The sequence below is a fragment of the Herbidospora solisilvae genome (assembly GCF_009901565.1).
Classification (GTDB): Bacteria; Actinomycetota; Actinomycetes; order Streptosporangiales; family Streptosporangiaceae; genus Herbidospora; species Herbidospora solisilvae.
This window is the reverse complement of sequence record NZ_WXEW01000001.1, coordinates 571,170-591,539: the sequence shown is the minus strand read 5'-3', so window position 1 is coordinate 591,539 and position 20,370 is coordinate 571,170. Positions and strand designations below refer to the sequence as shown.

The window sequence follows — 20,370 nt, the reverse complement described above, 5'->3', positions numbered from 1 at the left end:
CGGGAAGCATGCCGGAAGCCGTATGGGTCCTGGGCGGCCACCAGACCGACTTCGCCCGCAACTGGTCGCGTGAGGGCCTCGACTTCGCCGACCTCACCGCCGAGGTGGTGCGCGGCACCCTCGGCGACGCGGGCGTCCGCGCCGCCGACGTCGACGTCGTCCACGTCGGCAACGCCTTCGGCCAGCTCTTCACCGGCCAGGGCCAGCTCGGCGGCATGCCCGCCACCGTCGTGCCCGAACTGTGGGACGTGCCCGCCACCCGGCACGAGGCCGCCTGCGCCTCCGGCGGCGTGGCCCTGCTCGCGGCGATGGCCGACATCGAGTCGGGCCGCTACGACTGCGCCCTCGTCCTCGGCCTGGAGCTCGAACGCACCGTCCCCGGCGACGACGCGGCCGGTCACCTGGGCGCCGCCGCCTGGGTCGGCCACGAGGGCCAGGACGCCAAATTCATGTGGCCCCACATGTTCAGCGCCCTCACCGACGAGTACGACCGCCGCTACGGCGTCGACGAGGCCCACCTGCGGGCCATCGCCCGCCTGAACTTCTCCAACGCCGCGGCCAACCCCAACGCCCAGACCCGGAAGTGGACCTTCACCGACGCGAGCTTCGCCGCCGACGACGCCGCCAACCCGGTCGTGGAGGGCCGCGTCCGCCGCACCGACTGCTCCCAGATCACCGACGGCGGCGCGGGCCTCGTCGTGGTGGGCCGCCGCTTCCTGGAGCGCACCCGCTCTCGCCCGATGGCGCAGCTCCTCGGCTGGGGCCACCGCACGGTCGGCCTGCCCCTGGACCAGAAGCTCGCCCGCAGCGCCGGAGAGCCCTACGTCCTCCCGCACGTCCGCCGGGCGATCACCGACGCCTTCACCCGCGCGGGGGTCTCTTTGGCGGAAATCGACGGCATAGAGACACACGACTGCTTCACCATGTCGGAGTACGCCGCGATCGACCACTTCGGCATCACCGGCCCCGGGGAGAGCTGGAAGGCCGTCGAGAACGGCGACCTGGAGATCGGCGGGCGGATCCCGGTCAACCCGAGCGGCGGTCTGATCGGCGGGGGCCATCCGGTCGGCGCGACCGGGGTGCGGATGGTGCTCGACGCCGCCAGGCAGGTGGCGGGGCGGGCGGGGGCCTACCAGGTCGAGGGGGCCCGCCGCTTCGGCACGCTGAACATCGGCGGCAGCACGACCACGACCGTCAGCTTCGTGATCGGGACAGGGGAGTGACGATGGACGTCGACGTCGTGGCACGGATCCTGTCGACCCTCCCGGAAGACGACGACCACCCCTACCGGACCGGCCCGTGGCGTCCGCAGACCACCGAGTGGCGGGCCGACGACCTCGACGTGGTCGGCGAGATCCCCGCCGACCTCGACGGCGTCTACCTGCGCAACACCGAGAACCCCGTCCACCCGGCCATCGAGCGCTACCACCCGTTCGACGGCGACGGGATGGTCCACGTGATCGGGTTCCGCGACGGCCGGGCCTTCTACCGCAACCGCTTCGTCCGCACCGACGGCTTCCTCGCCGAGGCCGAGGCCGGGCACGCGTTGTGGGCGGGCCTGGCCGAACGCCCGTCGCTCTCGCTGCGCGACGGCCGGGGCGCGCGGGGCGGCCTGAAGGACTCCTCCTCGACCGACGTCGTCGTGCACGCCGGGGTGGCGCTGACCAGCTTCTACCAGTGCGGCGACCTCTACCGGCTCGACCCGCTGACCCTGGAGACGCTCGGCAAGGCCGAATGGCACGGCGACTTCCCCTACGCCTGCGGCGTCTCCGCGCACACCAAGGTCGATCCGCGCACCGGGGAACTGCTGTTCTTCAATTACGGCACCGACGAGCCCTACATGCACTACGGCGTCGTCTCCGCCGACGACCGGCTGACCCATTACGTCGACGTCCCGCTGCCCGGCCCCCGGCTGCCGCACGACATGGCGTTCACCGAGAACTACGCGATCCTCAACGACTGCCCGATGTTCTGGGACCCCGACCTGCTGAAGAAGGGCAGGCACGCGGCCCGCTTCCACCCCGACCTCCCGTTGCGGATCGGCGTCGTCCCCCGGACGGGCTCGACGGTCCAGTGGTTCGAGGCCGCGCCGACGTATGTCCTGCACTGGGTGAACGCCTACGAAGAGGGCGACGAGATCGTGCTCGACGGCTTCTTCCAGGAGGACCCGGAGCCCAGGGACGTCGGCGACGGCAGCCACTACCAGCGCATGTTCCGCTTCCTGGCGCTCGACCGGATGAAGACGAAGCTGCACCGCTGGCGGCTGAACCTGAAGAGCGGGCGGTGCCGGGAGGAGCGCCTCACCGACTCCGTCACCGAGTTCGGGGTGCTCAACGCCCGGTACGGGGGCGTCGGCTACCGCTACGCCTACGCGGCCACCGGGGTCGAGGGCTGGTTCCTGTTCGACGGGCTGACCAAGCACGACCTGCTGACCGGCAAGGAGGAGACGTACAAACTGCCGCCGAACGTCTACGGCAGCGAGCCCGCCATGGCCCCCCGGGCCGGGGCGGTCGACGAAGACGACGGCTACCTGGTCACGCTGACGACCGACATGAACGACGACCGGTCGGAGTGCCTGATCTTCGACGCGGCCCGGCCCGCAGACGGCCCGCTGGCCCGCGTCCGCCTGCCCGAACGCGTCTCCAGCGGCACCCACGCCACCTGGGCTCCGGGTGACTCGATCCCCGGCTGGCGCACCGCGGACTCACCCGAACGGGCCGTCCGGCTTGCCTGAGCCCGGAACGCACCCCACCGTTCTCGCGCCGGGCGGGACGAACGCGGTCGGCATGACCCTCGGCCTGGTCGGCGACGAGTGGAACCTGCTCATCCTCCGGTACGCCATGATGGGCGCCCGGCGTTACGGGGAGTGGCGCGCCGCGCTGCCGATCTCCCACGCCGTGCTGACCGGGCGGCTGGCCCACCTGACCGAGACGGGCGTGTTCGACAAGACGTCCACCCCCTCGAAACGGCCGGAATACCGGCTGACCAAACGCGGGCGCGACCTGTGGCCGGTGCTCCTCACCGTCTGGGCGTGGGAGTCGGCGTGGGTGCCCGACCACGCCGAGCCGCTGCCGGTGATGGCCCACCGGGGCTGCGGGTCGGAGTTCACGCCCGTCCTGGACTGTCAGGCGTGCGGCGAGGCGGTGCTGCCGCGCGACGTCGCCGGGACCTTCGGCCCGTCGGGGACGTGGGAGCGGTCGGTGCCGTCCGGCACGACCCGGCGGCGGGTCGCCTCCGCCTCGGCCGGGTTGTTCCCGCAGACGATGACCCTGATCGGGAACCGCTGGTCGGCGGCCATCCTCGGCGGGGCCTTCCAGGGTCTCCACCGGTTCCGCGACTTCGAGCAGCGCCTCGGCGCGCCGCCCGCGATCGTGGCCGACCGGCTGCGGGTCTTCCGCGACCTGGGCATCTTCGAGCAGGCGCCGTCGGCCGACCGGGCCGACTGGACGACCTATCACCTGACCGACAAGGGCCGGGCCTTCTTCCCCGTCGTGGTGACGGCCATCGCGTGGGGACAGCGGTGGTTCCGCGCGCCCGAGGGGCCGGCGCTGGTCTATCGGCACCTGGGCTGCGGGGAGGTGTTCCTGCCCCGGTTGTCGTGCGGGAGGTGCGGGGTGGCGCTGCGCGGGCACGACGTCGCGGTGCAGCGCCCCGGCTGACCGGCGGTCAGCGTGCCGCGTGGCCGGGCACCGGCTCGCGGGCCCGTTCGCCGGTCGGCGGCGCGGCCCTCCTCCGGGTGACCGGGCGGCCCAGCAGGATGCCGGCGAACGTCAGGGCCAGGCCGCCGAGCTGGACCGGGGTCAGGGTCTCGGCGGCGACCAGGGTGCCGACCACCACGCCGGTCACCGGGTTGAGCAGGCCGATGAGGCCGACCGTGCCGGCCGGGAGGTGGCGCAGGCCGGTGAACCACGCGGCGAAGGCCAGGGCGGTGGCGATCACCGAGACGTAGGCGTACGCGCCGATCGCGGGGGCGTCCACGGCCGGGGGCGCGCCCTCGGCGAGGACGGCGACCGGGAGCAGGACCAGCCCGCCCGCCGTGAGCTGCCAGGCCGTGGACGACAACACCTCGACCCCCGTGCTCCACCGTTTGGCCAGGATGAAGCCCACCGACGACAGGATCATCGCGGAGACCGACGCGAGCACGCCCCAGCCGTTCACCGCCTCGGCGCCGGTGAGGACGGTCAGCGCCACCCCGGCCACGCCGACGGCCGCGCCGGCCAGGTGGGTGACGGCCGGGCGCTCGGAGACCAGGCCCCAGGCCAGCAGCATCATCACCATCGGGGAGGTCGCCATGATGGTGGACGCGACACTCGACGGAAGCAGCTGCGCGGCGAGGTAGATCAGGGCGAAGAAGACGCTCATGTTCAGCGTGCCGAGCACGAGCGAACGCCACCACCACCCGCCGCGCGGGAGCCGGCGGGTCAGCAGCAGCAGAAGCAGACCGGAGGGAAGGGCCCGGAACACGGCGCCGTAGAGGGGGTGGGTGGCGGGCAGGTATTCGTGGGTGACGTAGTAGGTCGTGCCCCACGCGATGGGCGCGATCGCCGTGACCGGCGCCCACCGCCAAGTAGCTTCCATGGAAGTCAATATAGCTTCCAAGGAAGATATATCCTGACCCGCGTGATGGATCACGTCGCGCGCATCCAGCAGGAGTGGGCCCGCGAGCGGCCCGACGTCGACGTCAGGCCGGCCGGGGTCATCGGCCGCCTCCACCGCGTCGCCGGGCATCTCACCGAACGGCTCTGCCTCGTCTACCGGCGGTTCGGGCTGGCCGAGGGCGAGTTCGACGTGCTGGCCACCCTGCGCCGGGCCGGGGCCCCGTACGAACGGGCCCCCGGCGAACTGGCCGCCCACACCATGGTGACCACAGGCGCGATGAGCAAGCGCGTCGACCGCCTGGAACAGGCCGGGCTCGTCACCCGCCGACCCAGCGAGTCGGACGGCCGGGGCCGCGTGGTGGCCCTGACGACGGCGGGCCTGGAGCTGATCGACGCGGCATTCACCGAGCACATGGCCAACGAACGCCGCCTCCTCGACGCGCTGGCCCCCGACGACGCCGAACGCCTCGAAGAGATCCTGACCAGGTGGCTGGCCGTCTTCGAACTCCCCGTCGGCGAACCTCCCGCCTGAGACGCGCGCATCCGGACCATGGCGCCGCCCGGGTCGGCGGGCGGCGCCATGGTGGCGGAGCCGTGACGGAAGAGGGACCTAGCGGCGGAACGGGCCCGTCACGCAGTAGGTGATGCCGCCCGAGGACGAACCCGACGTGCCCCGCTGCGAGGAGAAGTAGAGGCGGTCGCCCGCCGGGTTGAAGGCGGGGCCGGTGATCTCCGACGAGCCCTGGTTGTTGATGCGGAGGAACGGCGAGATCTTGTCGTCGGGGGTGATCAGGCAGATCTCCATGTTGCCGCCGTCCTCGGCGACGTAGAGGTCGCCCGCGGTCGAGCCCGTCACGTTGTCGACGCCGGTCAGCGGAGGTGTGCCCGAGGAGACGAGGCTGTCGTCGTAGGCGAGTTCGTAGGTGTTGTTCGTCAGGTTGACCTGCCAGACGCGGTTGTCGCCCTTGGTGGTGAACCACACCGTGTCGTCGGCGTAGTAGCAGCCCTCGCCGCCGTTGAAGGCCTTCGAGCCGGAGACCTGGTTGCGGGTCGCCGTCGGGTCGCCGTCGGGGTCGGGGACGTTGGCCCAGGTGAACGAGCCGCTGGTGGCCGAGCCCGCCACCATGACCTGGAGGGTGCCCGACGACAGGTCGCCCCACGTGGTGGGCACGAAGCGGTAGAAGCGGCCGTTGGACTCGTCTTCGGTGAGGTAGATCACGCGGCGGACCGGGTCGGCCGCCGCGGCCTCGTGGGTGAACCGGCCCATCGCCGGACGCTGGACCGCCGCGCCGCCGAAGGGGTAGGTCTCGTACACGAAGCCCCTGCTGACCTCTTCGCAGGACAACCACGTGTTCCACGGGGTCTTGCCGCCCGCGCAGTTCTGCCGGGTGCCCGACAGGATGCGGTTGGCCGAAACGACGTTGCCCGAGGCGTCGAACCGGATCGCCGAGGCGCCGCCGCCCGGGTTGATCTCGGAGTTGGAGACGTAGATCCAGCCCGATCCGTCGGCGAAGCACGCGCCGCCGTCGGGGGCGTCGTGCCAGGTGTACGAGGTGCCGGGGACCACCTGCCGCGATCGGGCCACCACCCGGCTGGTGAAGCCCGCGGGCAGCCGGATGCCGTTGGCGTCGGCCGCCTGGAGGGCGCCGTAGGGGCCGGTCGCCGGCTGGGCCGGGGCGGCCAGGGCGGCGCCCTGCCAGAGGGATCCGGTGAAGGCCACCGTGCTCGCGCCCAGCACGGAAGCACGAAGGAAATTGCGTCTTTCCATGATTTCTTACCTCCTTGACCGGGACTGTAAGCCGCGTAATGTTTACACACGGTGAACGCAGCGTGGGCGCTGAGTGACGGGTTTGGTATGACCGAGTTTCCGGCATCATCCCGAAATGAGCCCGTACACGCTGCCGTTGACCAGCGAATCCGCCGACGTCGGCACCGCCGGTGGGAAAGGCGCCTCCCTCGCGCGGCTCGCGTCGGCGGGGCTGCCGGTGCCGGGCGGTTTCCACGTCGTCACCACCGCCCGCGAGGCCGGGATGAACCGCGAGGTGACCGCCGAGATCACGGCCGCCTACCGGGCGATGGGAGAGGACGTGCCGGTCGCGGTGCGGTCGTCGGCCACGGCGGAGGACCGGCCCGACGTGTCGTTCGCGGGGCAGCACGACACCTACCTCGGGGTCCGGGGCGCGGCGGCGGTGATCGACGCGGTGGAGCGGTGCTGGCGGTCGCTCGACAACGACCGGGCGCGGGCCTACCGGGAACGGGAGGGCATCGACCGGCCGGGCATGGCGGTGGTCGTCCAGGAGCTCGTCGACGCGTCGGTGTCCGGGGTGATGTTCACCGAGCTCGACGGGAAGCTGGTGATCAACGCCGCCTGGGGGCTGGGGGAGACCGTCGCGGGCGGCACGGTCACGCCCGACGTCTACGCCGTCGGCCGCGACGGCGACATCGAGGAGACGATCTCCGACAAGACCGTCATGGCGGGCACGTCGGGGCTCGTGCCGGTGCCGGGCGACCTGCGGTCGGTGCCCACGCTGACGCGCGAGCAGGTGATGGCGCTGGCCGGGCTCGGACGGCGCATCGAGATCCTCTACGGCATGCCGATGGACGTCGAGTGGGGGATCGCCGAGGGGAAGCCGTACATCCTGCAGGCCCGGCCGATCACCGGGCGGCGCGAGCTGTGGAACGACTCGCTGCTCGGCGACTACCTGTGGAGCAACGGCAACCTGGGGGAGGCCATCCCCAGCGTGATGACGCCGGTGACCTGGTCGGTGGTCCAGCGGTTCATGGCCGACGCGATGATCAGCGGGTCGTTCGCGGGGCATCCGATGTGCGGGAACATCGGCGGGCGGTTCTACATGAACCTGTCGGTCCTGCTGACCATCGGCGACTCGCTGGGCCTCAACCGGGTGATCAGAGACAGCCTGGAGCCGGTCTTCGGGCGGCTGCCCGAGGGCGCCGAGATCCCGCTGCTCCCGCTGACCCGGCGGCAGTTCGTACGCGGCGTCGTCCCGCTGCTGAGAGGCCGGCTGGCCCTGGTCCCCTACGCCCGGCGGCTCGACCGCATGCTGCCCCGCCTGCGGCGCCGGGCCGACGACCTGCGGACCCTGATCGCCGTCAGCAACGACCTGACCGGCCTGTGGCGGGGCGCGGTCGAGCCCTACTTCCGCGACTGCAACCGCCTCCTGGCCGCCGCCGGACGTCAGGACGCCGGCAGCCTGATCTTCCTGCGCAACCGCCTGGAGCACCTCGTCGGCGCGGCCGACGCCAACGCCCTGACCAGCGGTTTCGGGGCCCACCTGGAGAGCATGGGCCCGCTGCTCGGCCTCGGCGAGGTGAAGCGCGGCCGGTTGTCACGGCAGGAGTACGCCCACCGGTGGGGCCACCGCTGCTCCGACGAGCTCGAACTGTCGGCCCCCCGGCCCGGCGAGGACCCGCGCTGGCTCGACCGGGAGCTCGCCGGTCTGTCGGAGGACCCGATCGGCCTGCTCAACCGGCAGGAGGAGGCCTCGCGGGCGGCGTGGCGGCGGTTCAAGGAGCACGATCCGCGCAACGCCTACCGCTACTGGGGCCTGATCCGGCGGTGGAGCGAGATCGTCCAGGCCCGGGAGGAGGCGCGGTCGGAGGCGGTGCGGGCGTTCTGGGTGCTGCGCGACTGGGTGCGCCGGGCCGGGGCGGTCACCGGGATCGGCGACGAGGTGTTCTTCCTGCGGATCGGCGAGATCCTGCGGCTGCTCCGGGGCGATCGGGCGGTGCTCGCCCTGACCGACGCGCGGCGCGCGGCCTACGACCACTACCGGTCGCTGCCGCCCTACCCGGGGGTGATCCGGGGCGTGTTCGACCCCGACCGGTGGGCGGCCGACCCCGACCGGCGCTCCGACTACGCCGACGCCGCCCTGCGGCCCTCCGCCCGCGACGGGTCGATCAACGGCTTCCCCGGCGCGGCGGGGGTGGTGGAGGGCATCGCCCGCGTCATCCCCTCGATGACCGAGGCGGAGCACCTGGCCGCTGGGGAGATCCTGGTGACGAACGTGACCAACGTCGGCTGGACCCCGCTGTTCCCCCGTGCCGCCGCCGTGGTCACCGACGTCGGCGCCCCGCTGTCGCACGCCGCGATCGTGGCCCGCGAGCTGGGCATCCCCGCCGTCGTCGGCACCGGAGACGCGACCAGCCGCATCCGCGACGGCGCCCGGGTGCGGGTGGACGGTTCGGCCGGGACGGTCGAGGTCCTCGACTAGGGAAGAATGGCCGGGTGGTCGAGACGGGGTGTCCTTGCGGGTCTCGCAAGGCATATCGGGAGTGTTGCGGACGGTTCCACGCCGGGCAGGCGGCGGCGCCGACCGCTGAGGCGCTGATGCGGTCGCGGTTCTCCGCCTACGCCAAGGGCGACACGGCCTATCTGCTGACCACCTGGCACTCCACGACCCGGCCGCCGCGCCTCGACCTCGACCGGAAGACCCGGTGGACGGAGCTGGAGATCCTGGAGACCTCCGGCGGGTCGGCGATCCACACCGACGGGACCGTCCGGTTCCGGGCCCACTACGTCGAGCGGGGCAGGGCCGGGGTCATGGAGGAGAACAGCGCGTTCTCCCGTGAGAACGGCCGCTGGGTCTATGTCGCCGCTCTCTGACCTCGGCCTGCGCCGCTACCCCGACGACCCGCGCGACCCCTTCCGGGCCTGGGACGCCGCCGACGAATACCTCCTCGGCGAACTGGGCCGGCTCGGCGGGCCCCACGGCACGGTCGTCGTGTTCGGCGACCGCTGGGGCGCGCTGGTCACCGCGCTCGCCGAGCACCGCCCGGTCCAGATCACCGACTCCTACCTGACCCAGCGGGCCACCCGGGCCAACCTCGACCGGCTCGGCCTGCCCGAGGCCACGCTGCTGTCGACCCAGGACGCCCCGCCCGCCCGGATCGACACGCTGCTGGTCCGGATCCCCAAGAGCCTGGCCCTGCTGGAAGACCAGCTCATCCGGCTCGCGCCGGCCGTCCACGAGGGCACCACGATCCTCGGCGCGGGCATGGTCAAGGAGATCCACACCTCCACGCTGGCCCTGTTCGAGAAGATCCTCGGCCCCACCCGCACGTCGCTGGCGGTGAAGAAGGCGCGGCTGATCTTCACCGAGCCGCGCCCGACGCCGGTCGCGAGCCGGTTCCCGGTGAGGTACACCCACGAGGGTCTCGACCTGGTCAACCACGCCGGCGTGTTCTGCGCCGACCGGCTCGACATCGGCACCCGGTTCTTCCTCAAGCACCTGCCCGCGACCGTCAAGGGGCAGCGGGTCGTCGACCTGGGCTGCGGCAACGGGATCGTCGGGGCGTTCGTGCTGCGCGACAACCCCGACGCCGAGGTGCTGTTCGTCGACGAGTCCTACGCCGCCGTCGCGTCGGCCCGGGCCAACGCGCCGGGCCCGGCCGGGTTCCTGGTCGGCGACGGGCTGGCCGACGCCGAGCCGGGGTCGGCCGACCTGGTGTTGTGCAACCCGCCGTTCCACTCCCACCAGGCCGTCACCGACGCGACGGCGTGGCGCATGTTCACGCAGGCCAGGCGGGCCCTGCGGCCCGGCGGCGAGCTGCGGATCGTCGGCAACCGGCACCTCGGCTACCACGTGAAGCTCAAGCGCCTGTTCGGCGAGGTGACGGTGGTGGCCGGCGATCCGAAGTTCGTCGTGCTGAGCGCGGTCAGGCGCGGGCCTCGATGACCAGGTTGAAGTCGGTCGTCAGGGCGGTCCTCACCCGGCCGAAACCGGCCTCGCGCAGCAGCGCCTCGATGCGGGAGGGGCCCGACTGGTTGCCCAGCCCGAGCTTCGCGCCCTCCGACAGGCCGTGCGGCAGGCAGAGCATGACCGAGGCCGCCGCGTAGGTGGCCGCGATCGGGTTGCCGACGGTGTCCTCCAGGCGGTCGGCCGCGAAGGGCTCGACGACCAGGACGGTGCCGCCCTCGGCCAGCGCCGCGCGGGCCCGCCTCGCCGCCGCCAGCGGGTCGCCCATGTCGTGGAGGGCGTCGAAGAAGCAGATCAGGTCCCAGGTGCCGTACTGCTCCTCGCCCGAGTCGGCGACGTGGAAGTGCACCCGCGCGTCGACCCCGGCGTCCTTGGCGGCCAGGCGGGCGGCCTCGATCGAGGGCTCGTGGGTGTCGACGCCCTCGAAGCGGGAGTTCGGGTAGGCCTCGGCCATCAGGATCGAGGACGTGCCCATGCCGCAGCCGACGTCGAGCACGCGGGCCCCGGCGGTCAGCCGCTCGGTGACGCCGTCGAGGGCGGGCAGCCAGTGGTCGACCAGGCTGTACCGGTAGAGCGGGGCGAAGAACCGCGACACCCCGTCGAACAGGTTGTCGTCGTGGCGGTGCCAGGCGAAGCCCTCGCCGGTCCGGAACGCCTCGGCCAGGTGGTCGGCGGCCTTCCACGAGGCGGCCTGGATCTGCGAGGCGGAGGCGCGCGCGGCGATCGTGGTGTCGTCGGCCAGCACCAGGGCGTGCTCGTCGGGCAGTCGGTAGGTGCCCTCGGCCGGGTCGTAGTCGACGTGCTCGGCGACGGCCTGCACCCGCAGCCACTCGCGGACGTAGCGCTCGGACAGGCCCGTCCTGGCGGCCAGGCCGGCGCTGGTGAGCGGGCCGGCGCCGGCCATGGCGCGGAAGAGGCCGAGCCGGTCGCCGAGGTGGGTCTGGAGGGTGAGGCTGGAGCCCAGGGCCTCCAGGGTGATCTTCATCGCGAAGTCTTCGAGTTTCTTGGTGTCCATGTCGTACACCCTGCCCATTTCGCATTTCACCGCCCTTTCACCGTTCTGTCGCCGGTCATGAAAGGGTGAAATCTCGGCCATTAGTATTGACGCCATTTCGGTGGGTAATGTGCATATTCCGGAACGGGGGATTCGAAATGCCGTACATCACCACGAACGACGAGGTCAGGATCTTCTACAAGGACTGGGGGACCGGGCAGCCCGTCGTCTTCAGCCACGGCTGGCCGCTCACCGCCGACGTCTGGGACAACCAGCTGCGCCTCGTCGCCGAGCACGGCTTCCGCGGCCTGGCCCACGACCGGCGCGGCGGCGGGCGGTCCGACCAGCCGTGGAACGGCAACGACATGGACACCTACGCCGACGACCTGGCAGCCCTGCTCGACACGCTCGACCTGCGCGACGTCGTCCTGGTCGGCCACTCGACCGGCGGCGGCGAGGTCACCCGCTACATCGGCCGCCACGGCACCTCCCGGGTCGACAAGGTGGTGCTGGCGAGCGCCGTCCCGCCGCACATGGCCGCCTCGATGCCGATCGAGGTCTTCGACGAGATCCGCGAGGGCGTCGCCGGCGACCGGTCGCAGTACTACCGGGAGCTCGCGCTGCCCTTCTACGGCTTCAACCGGCCCGACGCCCAGGTCAGCCAGGGGGCGATCGACGCGTTCTGGATGTGGAGCATGCAGGTCGGGGTCAAGAGCGCCTTCGAGTGCGTACGGGCGTTCTCCGAGACCGACTTCACCGAGGACCTGCCGCGGATCGACGTGCCGACCCTGGTCGCCCACGGCGACGACGACCAGATCGTGCCGTTCGAGGCGTCGGCCCCGAAAACCGCCCGGCTGATCCCCGACGCCACCCTCCAGGTCTACCCGGGGGCGCCCCACGGGATCAGGGGCGACTACGAGCAGGCGTTCAACGCCGACCTGCTGACGTTCATCGCGAAGTGAACGCGCGCCGGTGGAGGGCCTTCATCTCGGCCTCGAACTCCGGCACCGGGCCCCCGACGGCCACGCCGGGGGCCACCTCCTGGATCGGGAGGGGGCGCACCGGCGCCGACGGCGCGCCCCACCCGTCGCGCCACCCGGACAGCTGGGCGGCCGAGACGGCGTACACGATGCGGCCCAGGCCCACCCACGCGTGGGCGGCCGAGCACATCGGGCAGTGTTCGCCGGAGGTGTAGACCGTCGCGCCCGGCCGCTCCTGCGGCGGCAGGTTCGCCGCGGCCCAGCGGGCCAGCTCGAACTCGGGGTGGCGGGTCTGGTCGCCGGCGGCGGTCCGGTTGTGGTCTTCGGCCAGGACGGTCCCGTCGGCCGAGGCCAGCACCGAGCCGAACGGCTCCTCGCCCGCCTCGAACGCCTCGTGCGCCAGCTCGACGCAGCGCCGCAGATGCCGCAGGTCCGTCTCGGAAACCGTCATCGTCACCCTTTCACCGCACCGACCAGCCCGTTGACGAAGTAGCGCTGCAGGAACGCGAACAGCGCGATCACCGGCAGCACCATGATCAATGATGCCGCGAGCACCTCGTTGTAGCGGACGACGGTACCGGAAATCAGGGACTCCAGCCCCAGGGGCAACGTGTAGAGCGACTCGTCGTTGAGGGAGACCCGGCTCAGCACGTACTCGTTCCACGTCGGCACCGCCGTCAGCACCGCGATCGTGACGTGCGCGGGCCGGGTCAGCGGCAGGTAGACGCGCAGGAAGATCCGTGCCTCGCTCGCGCCGTCGGCCCGCGCGGCCTCGCGCAGCTCCTTCGGCACGCTCCGGTACGCCGCCGTCAGCAGCAGCACCGTCAGCGGAGCCGTGCCGTTGACGAAGGGCAGCACCAGCCCCATGTGGGTGCCGAGCAGGCCCAGCCGGTTCTCCAGGATCACCACCGGCAGCAGCACCGTGATCCCCGGGACGAACAGCAGCGCCACGAACAACCAGTAGAGCGCCTTCGCGCCGGGGAACCGGAGCACCGCGAACGCGTAGGAGGCCAGGCTGTAGACCACCAGCACGCCGAGCACCGTCAGCCCGGTCACGATCAGGCTGTTGCGGAAGTAGTCGACGAACGCGAGCTGGTTCCACGTGGTGACGATCGTGTCGAAGGTCGGCTCGCGCGGGATCAGGTGGCCGCCGTCGAGGATCTCCTCCCGCGTCTTGAACGCCCCCGACACCATCCACAGGAACGGGTAGAGGCTCAGCACGGCGTAGATCGACAGTGCCGCGTAGGCGGCGGTCCTCGCGACGCGGGCGGCGGTCACCGCACCCTCCTCAGCAGCCGGGCGTTGGCCAGGGTCAGCAGCACGGCGCCGACGAACAACAACCAGCCCAGCGCGCTCGACAGGCCGAGCGTCGGCGCCAGCCCCTTGAAGAAGGCCAGTTCGTAGGTCTCCAGGGCGAGCACGTTGGTGTGCCCGCCGGGCCCGCCGTTGGTCATGATCAGGAAGATCTGGAACCCGTGCAGCGAGTCGCGCACGCCCAGCAGCACGATCCCGGCCGTCATCGGCGTCAGCAGCGGCACGATGATCCGGCGCAGCACCTGGCGGGGGGCCGCGCCGTCGATGCGGGCCGCCTCGACCATGCTCGGGTCGATCGCCTGGAGCCCGGTCAGGTAGAGCAGCGTCGCGGTCGGCACCGCCGACCAGACCAGGATCAGGATCAGCGTCCAGAGCGCCGTCGACGGGTTGGCCAGCCAGCCCTGCGGCTGCGCCAGCGAGCCGAGGCCCGCCGAGCGCAGCATCAGGTTGATCGAACCCTCCGGTTCGAGCAGGTAGCGCCAGGCGTAGTAGGTGGCGATGCCGGTGGTGACGTACGGGAGGAAGTAGACCGAGCGCAGCAGCCCCCGCAGGCGGCGCACGGAGTTGAGCGTCACCGCCAGCGGCAGCGAGATCAGCACGGTCAGCAGCGGCACCGCCACGCACACCTGGAGGGTGTTCCACGCGGCCCGGCGCACCCCCGGGGCCAGCGCCGGGTCGGCCCAGAGCAGGTCGGCGTAGTTCTCCAGGCCCACCCAGATCCAGTTCGGGGTGAACCCGTTCCACGACGCGAAGCTCAGCGCGAGGCCGCTGCCGATCGTGTAGACGCCCATCACCGCGAAGAGGGCCACGGCCGGGAACACGAACGCCCAGCCGGTGACCCACTCCTTCCACCGGGACGCCATGGCTACTCGGCGGACTTCCACATCGCTCCGAAGATGGCGTCGAGCTCCTTGCCGGCCTGCGCCGGGTCGAGCTCCTTCAGCGGTGACAGCCGCACGAACGCGTCACCCGGCTTGACCTGGTCGTAGCCGCCCGGGAAGAACGTCGTGTCGCCCGCGTCGTAGGTGCTGGCGGGGTCGCCGGTGAAGTACTTCTGCAGCGCCGCCAGCTCGGGGCCCATCAGCGTGGCCGCCTCGGCGCCCAGGTCGGTGGCCGGCAGGTCGAGCGACTCCTTGGCGACGATGCCCGCCCCGGCCGGCGAGGTGACGTAGTCGATCCACTTCAGCGCGGCGGCCCGGTTCTTGGAGGTCGAGGTGACACCGAGGGAGGTCAGAGCCAACGGGGCCATCACGATGTCCTTGTGGGCTCCGGTCTCCGAGGGCGGGATCGGGAAGGTGAGCACCTTGTCGGGCGACATGCCGTTCTGCGCCAGGAACGCGAGGGTGAACGTGCCGCCGACGTTGTAGGCCGATTTGCCCTGGGCGAAGGCGATGTCGGCCTCGTCGATGCCGAGGGTCGTCGCGCCGGGCATCCAGTAGGGCGTGAGCTGCGCGTACAGGTCGAGGGTCTTGACCCCGTCGGGCGAGCCGAACCCGGCTGCGGTGTCCTTGCCGAACAGGCCCTGGAACTTCTCCTTGCCCAGGTAGGCGTGGGCGAGCGGCTGGTAGATCCAGTTGAACCCGACCTGGCTGACCTTCAGGCCGAGCGACAGGCCGCCCGCCTGCGGGTCCTTCTCCGTGGACGTCTTGAGCGCCGCCACGAACTCCTCCCAGCTGGCCGGGGGAGTGTCAGGGCTGAGCCCGGCGGCCTGGAGTTTCTCCTTGTTGGCGTAGACGATGCCGAACGCGCCGGCCGTGAACGGGACGGCGTACATCGACCCGGCCTTGGCCTGCTTGAACGGCGAGTCGGCCGCCGCGCGGTCGATCCGGCCCTGGTCGAGCACGCCCGCGTTCCGCGTGGACGGCAGGAACCGGCCCTTCCAGGCGTCGTTCACGTCGCCGCTGATGTCGGCGAGCAGGCCGGAGGCGCCGAGCTCCAGGTCCTCACCCGCGGCGTGGGCCTCCAGCACGTCGGGCAGGTCGCCCGTCTGGGCGGCGCTCTGGATCTTGCTCTTGAAGACGTCGTCGGGCGTGACGGCTTCGACCTTGACGCCGATGCCGGTCTGCGCGGTGAACTGCTCGGCGGCCTTCTGGAGGGCGGTCGCGTGCGACTGCTTGAAGGTCCACATCGTGAGCGACTGCCCGGACGCGGCCGGTTCGCTCGTCTGCCCGCCGCCTGACGAGCAACCGGCGGCCACCAAGGTGGCGACGGCGGCCAAGGACAGGATTCGCGCTTTCATAGATGCCATGTCGGCCCCCTGGGGGTGGGACGCAAATCGTTAAGACTGTCCCTGGAATTTACACGCGGGACACCCCGTGTCAAGGGTCAGGCCGATTCGCGGCGGACCAGCCGGGCGGGGATGATCGTCTCGGTCGAGCTCTCGGTGAGCGTGCCCGACAACCGGGCGAGCAGGCGTTCGCCGCAGGCGCGGCCGATCTCGCGCGCCGGGTTGGCCATCGTGGTCAGCCGGGGCGAGACCAGGCTGGCGGCCTCGATGTCGTCGAAGCCCATCACCGCCAGGTCGGCGGGGACGCGCAGGCCGCGGGCCGCCGCCGCGTCGAGGGCGCCCAGGGCCATGATGTCGTTGGCGCACAACACCGCGTCGGGCGGCTCCGCCAGGCCGAGCAGCCACGACGTGCCGCCCGCGCCGCCCGAGCGGCTGAAGCTGGTGTGCACGACCAGCCGGGGATCGGCCTCGATCCCGGCCGAGGCGAGGGCCAGCCGGTAGCCGGAGACGCGTTCGGCGGCGGGCCCCTCGGCGCGCGGCCCGCAGACGAAGCCGATGCGCCGGTAGCCCGCTTCGAGCAGGTGGCGGGTCGCCTCGGCGGCGCCGCCCTCGTCGTCGCTGTGCACCAGGTCGACGCCCTCCTGCACCTGCACGCCGCCCAGCCGGACCACCGGCAGCCCCGCCTCGATCACCGGCAGCAGGTCTTCGGCGTGGGTGTGGAAGACGGCGAAGGCCAGCCCGTCGACCTGCCGGGCGATCATCTGCTCGATCGCGGCACGTTCCATGTCGCGGTCGCCGTCGGTGTTGCTGATGATCTCGTCGTAGCCGGCCGGGCGCAGCACGTCCTGCAGCCCCCGGGCCAGCGCCGGATAGAACGGGTTGGTGATGTCGGGGATGACCAGCCCGATCGTCTGGCTGCGGTTGGTGCGCAGCCCTCTGGCCAGCACGTTGGGCCGGTAGCCGAGCCGGTCGATCGCCTCCAGCACCCGCCGCCGCGTCTCCGCCGCGACCGGCCGCCGCCCGTTGAGCGTGTGGGACACCGTGGTCGCGCTGACCCCGGCGGCCTGCGCCACCAGCAGGATGCTGGGCCGCCGCGCGTCGGCGCGGGGGGCGGGCGCGCGACGGACCGGCGGCGCGGCGAACGAGGCCAGCGCCTCCTTCAGCCGGTCGCGGGCCTCCTCGGCGGCGGTGGGCGCGGGCACGCCGTCGGCGACCCGCAGGATCGCCGACTCCCACACCCGCCGGGCCGCCGCCGCGATCAGCGCGCCGGTCACCCCGGCGCCGAGCTCCTCCTCCCGCGCCGCGAACGCCTCCCGGGCGTGCGCCCGCAGGTCGGCGTTGTCGCGGTAGACCCGCGCCCGCTCCCGGTCGATGACCCCGGTCGCGGCCACCCAGCCGGCCACGACCTGCGGCACCGGCTCCTCGGGCAGCGGCCCGCGCGGCAGCAGCAGCGGATCGGCGTCGAAGAAGAGCTGCTCCTTCGCCGGGAAGTAGTTGAACACCGTCTTGACCGCGACGTCGGCCTCGGTGGCGACGTCGGCGACCGTGACGGCGGCGAACCCGCGTTCGGCGAACAGCCGCAGCGCGGCCCCGGTGATCGCCCGGCGCGTCTCGGCCTTCTTCCGCTCCCGCCGATCCATGGAGGGATCGTATATCCACACGCACCTTGCACCGGCTGTAACTTCTACGGAGGCTCGATCCCCCCGTCCGGGCGGCGGACCCGGCCCGCCCATCGTTCGTGGAGGTGGGTTTCGGGTGGGAACCTGGCGGCGGCGGCCTCGTCGAGGTCGACGCCCCAGCCCGGGGCGTCGTGCGGGAACAGGTAGCCGCCGACCGGGTTGATCGTGCCCGGGAAGACCTCGACGACCGGGTCGGGGTAGACGTGGCCCTCCTGGATCTGGAAGGCGTGGGTGGTGACGTCGAGGGCGATGTTGGCCGCCGAGCCCACGGGGGAGACGTCGGCGGGGGAGTGCCAGGCGGTGCCGACCCCGTTCAGCTCGCAGAGCGCGACCAGTTTCCTGACCGGGGTCAGCCCGCCGACGGCCGAGACGTGCAGCCGCAGCAGGTCGACGCCGCCGTTCATGACCAGCCGGGCCGCGTCGGCGACCGAACCGAGCTGCTCCCCGGCCGCGATCGGCATCGGCGCCGCCGCCCTGACCTCGGGGAGGCGGTCGTAGTACTCGGGCGCGATCGGGTCCTCCAGGAAGAACAGCCGGTACGGCTCCAGCGCCCGCGCCAGCCCGACCGCCTGCTTCACCGTGAGCCGCGAATGGACGTCGTGCAGCAGCCCCGGCTCCTCGCCCAGCTCCTCCCGGGCCCGTTCGAAGAGCTTCGGGGTGTCGCGAAGGTAGCGCTGCACGTCCCAGCCGTCGGGGTAGGGCGCGTCCGGGTAGCCGCCCGGGGAGCCGGGTGCGCCGTAGTGGCCCAGGCCGGGCGCGCCGGTCTGCAGCCGGACGTTGCGGTAGCCCGCGTCGAGGAGCCGGCGGGCGTGGTCGAGGGTGGCCTCGATCGTGGCGCCCTCGGCGTGGAGGTAGGTGTCGGCGGCCGCTCTGACCCTGCCGCCGAGCAGCTCGTAGACGGGCATGCCGGCGCGTTTGCCCATGATGTCCCAGAGGGCCTGGTCGACCCCGGACAACGCGCTGTTCAGCACCGGCCCGCCCCGCCAGTACGACGAGTAGTGCACCATCCGCACGATGTCCTCGATGTCGGCCGGATGGCGGCCGACGAGCATCGGCCCGACGTGCTCGTCGACGGCGGCGGCCACGGCGTGGAAGCGCTGGGTGAAGGTGGCGCAGCCCAGGCCGTACAGGCCCGGATCGGAGGTGTCGACCCGGACGACCACCAGAGGCGGCCCTCCGGGCGCGGTCACGATCGACCGGACCCGGGTGATCCGCAGGTTGTCGCGCGGCGGCCAGGGGGCCTGGGTCTCGGGGATCACGTGTCCCCTCCTGAGCGGTCCGCCATCGGGAGAAGGTAGGCGACGCGACGGCTCGCGGGCAGTGGTGTCCGGGCGCGGTGGATCATCGAGCCGCTGCCGCGAAGAGGTGCCGGGCACGGAAGCCGAGCAGGCTCTCGGCCGCCGTCAGGTCGATCGGCGCCTCGCGGCCCTCGAATCTCCTCCGGCGTTCCACGTCGGGATGGAAGCGGTCGAGCAGCTCCTCGGTCGGCTGGGGGGCGAGGGTGTCGGGGGCCGTCACGAAGACGGCGTGGTAGCCGGTGAGGGGGGCCGTGACGGCCAGCCAGGCGGCTCGGGCGGCGTCGCGGTCGTCGAGGTAGGTCCACAGTTCGGCGGCCCCCGAGCCCGGGTCGTCGGCGTAGCGGGCGGCCGTGTCGTCGAACTTGTCGCCAGGGCCGCCGAGCAGCGGGTAGCGCAGCGCCACCACGGCCATCCCGAACCGCCGGGCCATCATCGCGCCGGTCGCCTCGTCGGCCTCTTTGGACAGGCCGTAGGGGTCCTCGTTCTGGAGCGGGAGCCGCTCGTCGATCGGCAGGTAGGCGGGGTGCAGCGGCTTGGCCGCCCAGGGCATCCCGGTCACCGACAGGCTGCTGGCCAGCGCCACCCGGGGCACCCCGAACCGCCCCGCCTCCTCCAGCACGACGAACGTCGCCCGGGTGTTGCCGCAGTAGACCTCGGCGGGCGTGCCGAGCGTGGGCGCGGGGATGGCCGCGAAGTGCAGCACCGCCTCGACCCCGGCCAGCGCCCGCCGGACCGTGGCCGGATCGCCCGCGTCGCCCACCACGGCCCGGTCGGCGTCGGTCGGTTCCCGATCGAGCGCGGTCGCCTCGACCCCCAGCTCCGCCAGCAGCGCGAGCGTGGCCCTGCCCAGCCTGCCCGCGGCCCCCGTGACCAGCACCCGGCGGGGTGTGTCGGCCATTCGATCACCCTCTCGCAAAACGTTTTGCTTATGAGCAAAACTCGGGGCAGGAGGGTTTGTCAACGTGCTTCGCCGGGCGATCTTATAGCCGGTATATCTAGGGGAAGTCGATGAAGCCCGGCGGCACCCGATCGGTCAGCCACACTCCGTTGGCGCTCACCCGGAACTCGTGGCCCTCGGCGTGCATGCGCCCGGCCTCCACGGTCAGCACCACCGGACGCCCCCGCCGCGCCCCCACCCGCTCGGCCGTGGCCACGTCGGGAGACAGGTGCACGTGGTGCCGGGCCATCCGCACCAGCCCCTCGGCCCGGATCGCGGCCAGCGCCGCCGGGGCGGTCCCGTGGTAGAGCACCTCGGGCGGCTCGACCACCGGCAGGTCGAGGTCGACCTCGATCGAGTGGCCCTGGCTGGCCCTGATGCGGCCGCCCTCGATGACGTACCGCTTCTTGTCGTTGGCCTCGACCACCTGGTCGAGTTCGGCGCGGTCGAAGGGGAAGCCGTGCGCGGCGGCGGCCGCGATCAGGTCGTCGACGGGGGTCCAGCCCTGCTCGTCGAGGACCAGGCCGATGCGTTCGGGCTGGTGCCGCAGGTGCTTGGCCAGGTATTTCGAGATGCGCACCATGCGCCGTTCGTCCATGGTCGTCGAGTGTGGCCGGAAAAACATG

19 protein-coding genes are annotated in these 20,370 nt (G+C 72.2%); 8 read left to right on the top strand and 11 right to left on the bottom strand.

What is annotated here, in order from left to right; translation table 11 throughout:
* Nucleotides 1-8 precede the first annotated feature (8 nt).
* Genes GT755_RS02640 through GT755_RS02630 form a run of 3 tightly spaced genes read left to right on the top strand, consistent with a single transcriptional unit; the run spans nucleotide 9 to nucleotide 3,659 of the window.
* The gene (locus tag GT755_RS02640) at nucleotides 9-1,223 is read left to right on the top strand and encodes an acetyl-CoA acetyltransferase (RefSeq protein WP_161478069.1); all 1,215 of its coding nucleotides are present in this window, start codon (nucleotides 9-11) and stop codon (nucleotides 1,221-1,223) included.
* Between the two features lie 2 nt (nucleotides 1,224-1,225).
* The gene (locus GT755_RS02635; protein ID WP_161478068.1) at nucleotides 1,226-2,734 is read left to right on the top strand and encodes a carotenoid oxygenase family protein; all 1,509 of its coding nucleotides are present in this window, start codon (nucleotides 1,226-1,228) and stop codon (nucleotides 2,732-2,734) included.
* Nucleotides 2,735-2,786: 52 nt separating this feature from the next.
* A complete protein-coding gene (locus tag GT755_RS02630; RefSeq protein ID WP_161478067.1) occupies nucleotides 2,787-3,659 on the top strand; it encodes a winged helix-turn-helix transcriptional regulator in 873 nt (290 codons plus the stop codon).
* Nucleotides 3,660-3,666: 7 nt separating this feature from the next.
* On the opposite strand, the gene GT755_RS02625 is transcribed toward GT755_RS02630, so the two are convergent.
* On the bottom strand, nucleotides 3,667-4,578 hold the full coding sequence (locus GT755_RS02625; RefSeq protein WP_161478066.1) for an EamA family transporter: 912 nt from the start codon (nucleotides 4,576-4,578) through the stop codon (nucleotides 3,667-3,669).
* Between the two features lie 45 nt (nucleotides 4,579-4,623).
* Here GT755_RS02625 and GT755_RS02620 point away from each other — a divergent pair, with 45 nt between their 5' ends.
* Nucleotides 4,624-5,130: a MarR family winged helix-turn-helix transcriptional regulator gene (locus tag GT755_RS02620; RefSeq protein ID WP_161478640.1), complete on the top strand. Its 507-nt coding sequence runs from the start codon at nucleotides 4,624-4,626 to the stop codon at nucleotides 5,128-5,130.
* 78 nt (nucleotides 5,131-5,208) lie between these two features.
* Here GT755_RS02620 and GT755_RS02615 read toward each other — a convergent pair whose 3' ends face one another.
* A complete protein-coding gene (locus GT755_RS02615) occupies nucleotides 5,209-6,366 on the bottom strand; it encodes an alkaline phosphatase PhoX (RefSeq protein WP_161478065.1) in 1,158 nt (385 codons plus the stop codon).
* A 115-nt stretch (nucleotides 6,367-6,481) separates the two neighbouring features.
* Between GT755_RS02615 and GT755_RS02610 the strand changes: the two genes are divergently transcribed.
* The 3 genes from GT755_RS02610 (at nucleotide 6,482) to GT755_RS02605 (ending at nucleotide 10,294) form a co-directional block, all read left to right on the top strand.
* Nucleotides 6,482-8,830, top strand: a complete 2,349-nt coding sequence (locus tag GT755_RS02610) for a PEP/pyruvate-binding domain-containing protein (protein WP_202609540.1) — start codon at nucleotides 6,482-6,484, stop codon at nucleotides 8,828-8,830.
* A 116-nt stretch (nucleotides 8,831-8,946) separates the two neighbouring features.
* The gene (locus GT755_RS38385; RefSeq protein WP_202609539.1) at nucleotides 8,947-9,222 is read left to right on the top strand and encodes a YchJ family protein; all 276 of its coding nucleotides are present in this window, start codon (nucleotides 8,947-8,949) and stop codon (nucleotides 9,220-9,222) included.
* Complete coding sequence (locus GT755_RS02605; RefSeq protein ID WP_161478064.1) at nucleotides 9,206-10,294, top strand: methyltransferase; 1,089 nt, start codon at nucleotides 9,206-9,208, stop codon at nucleotides 10,292-10,294. The genes GT755_RS38385 and GT755_RS02605 overlap by 17 nt, the downstream gene beginning before the upstream one ends.
* Here the strand turns inward: GT755_RS02605 and GT755_RS02600 are convergent.
* Nucleotides 10,275-11,330, bottom strand: a complete 1,056-nt coding sequence (locus GT755_RS02600) for a class I SAM-dependent methyltransferase (RefSeq protein ID WP_161478063.1) — start codon at nucleotides 11,328-11,330, stop codon at nucleotides 10,275-10,277. The two genes, GT755_RS02605 and GT755_RS02600, sit on opposite strands and share 20 nt — an antisense overlap.
* Nucleotides 11,331-11,467: 137 nt before the next feature.
* On the opposite strand from GT755_RS02600, the gene GT755_RS02595 reads away from it, so the two are divergent.
* Complete coding sequence (locus GT755_RS02595) at nucleotides 11,468-12,271, top strand: alpha/beta fold hydrolase (RefSeq protein ID WP_161478062.1); 804 nt, start codon at nucleotides 11,468-11,470, stop codon at nucleotides 12,269-12,271.
* On the opposite strand, the gene GT755_RS02590 is transcribed toward GT755_RS02595, so the two are convergent.
* From GT755_RS02590 to GT755_RS02555, 8 genes are all read right to left on the bottom strand, one after another.
* The gene (locus GT755_RS02590) at nucleotides 12,258-12,740 is read right to left on the bottom strand and encodes a nucleoside deaminase (protein WP_161478061.1); all 483 of its coding nucleotides are present in this window, start codon (nucleotides 12,738-12,740) and stop codon (nucleotides 12,258-12,260) included. The two genes, GT755_RS02595 and GT755_RS02590, sit on opposite strands and share 14 nt — an antisense overlap.
* A 2-nt stretch (nucleotides 12,741-12,742) precedes the next feature.
* A complete protein-coding gene (locus tag GT755_RS02585) occupies nucleotides 12,743-13,567 on the bottom strand; it encodes a carbohydrate ABC transporter permease (protein ID WP_202609538.1) in 825 nt (274 codons plus the stop codon).
* Nucleotides 13,564-14,466, bottom strand: a complete 903-nt coding sequence (locus tag GT755_RS02580; protein ID WP_161478060.1) for a carbohydrate ABC transporter permease — start codon at nucleotides 14,464-14,466, stop codon at nucleotides 13,564-13,566. Before GT755_RS02580 ends, GT755_RS02585 begins: the two co-directional genes overlap by 4 nt.
* A 2-nt stretch (nucleotides 14,467-14,468) precedes the next feature.
* Nucleotides 14,469-15,842: an ABC transporter substrate-binding protein gene (locus GT755_RS02575; protein ID WP_161478059.1), complete on the bottom strand. Its 1,374-nt coding sequence runs from the start codon at nucleotides 15,840-15,842 to the stop codon at nucleotides 14,469-14,471.
* A gap of 86 nt (nucleotides 15,843-15,928) precedes the next feature.
* Nucleotides 15,929-17,470 carry a substrate-binding domain-containing protein gene (locus tag GT755_RS02570; RefSeq protein ID WP_161478058.1) on the bottom strand — a complete coding sequence of 514 codons (1,542 nt, stop codon included), beginning with the start codon at nucleotides 17,468-17,470 and terminating at the stop codon, nucleotides 15,929-15,931.
* Nucleotides 17,471-17,514: 44 nt separating this feature from the next.
* Entirely contained in the window at nucleotides 17,515-18,768 is a 1,254-nt protein-coding gene (locus tag GT755_RS02565) for an enolase C-terminal domain-like protein (RefSeq protein WP_202609537.1), read from the bottom strand.
* An 82-nt stretch (nucleotides 18,769-18,850) separates the two neighbouring features.
* Nucleotides 18,851-19,705: an NAD-dependent epimerase/dehydratase family protein gene (locus GT755_RS02560; RefSeq protein ID WP_161478057.1), complete on the bottom strand. Its 855-nt coding sequence runs from the start codon at nucleotides 19,703-19,705 to the stop codon at nucleotides 18,851-18,853.
* Between the two features lie 97 nt (nucleotides 19,706-19,802).
* Nucleotides 19,803-20,342 carry an RNA 2'-phosphotransferase gene (locus tag GT755_RS02555; protein WP_161478056.1) on the bottom strand — a complete coding sequence of 180 codons (540 nt, stop codon included), beginning with the start codon at nucleotides 20,340-20,342 and terminating at the stop codon, nucleotides 19,803-19,805.
* Between the last annotated feature and the right edge of the window lie 28 nt (nucleotides 20,343-20,370).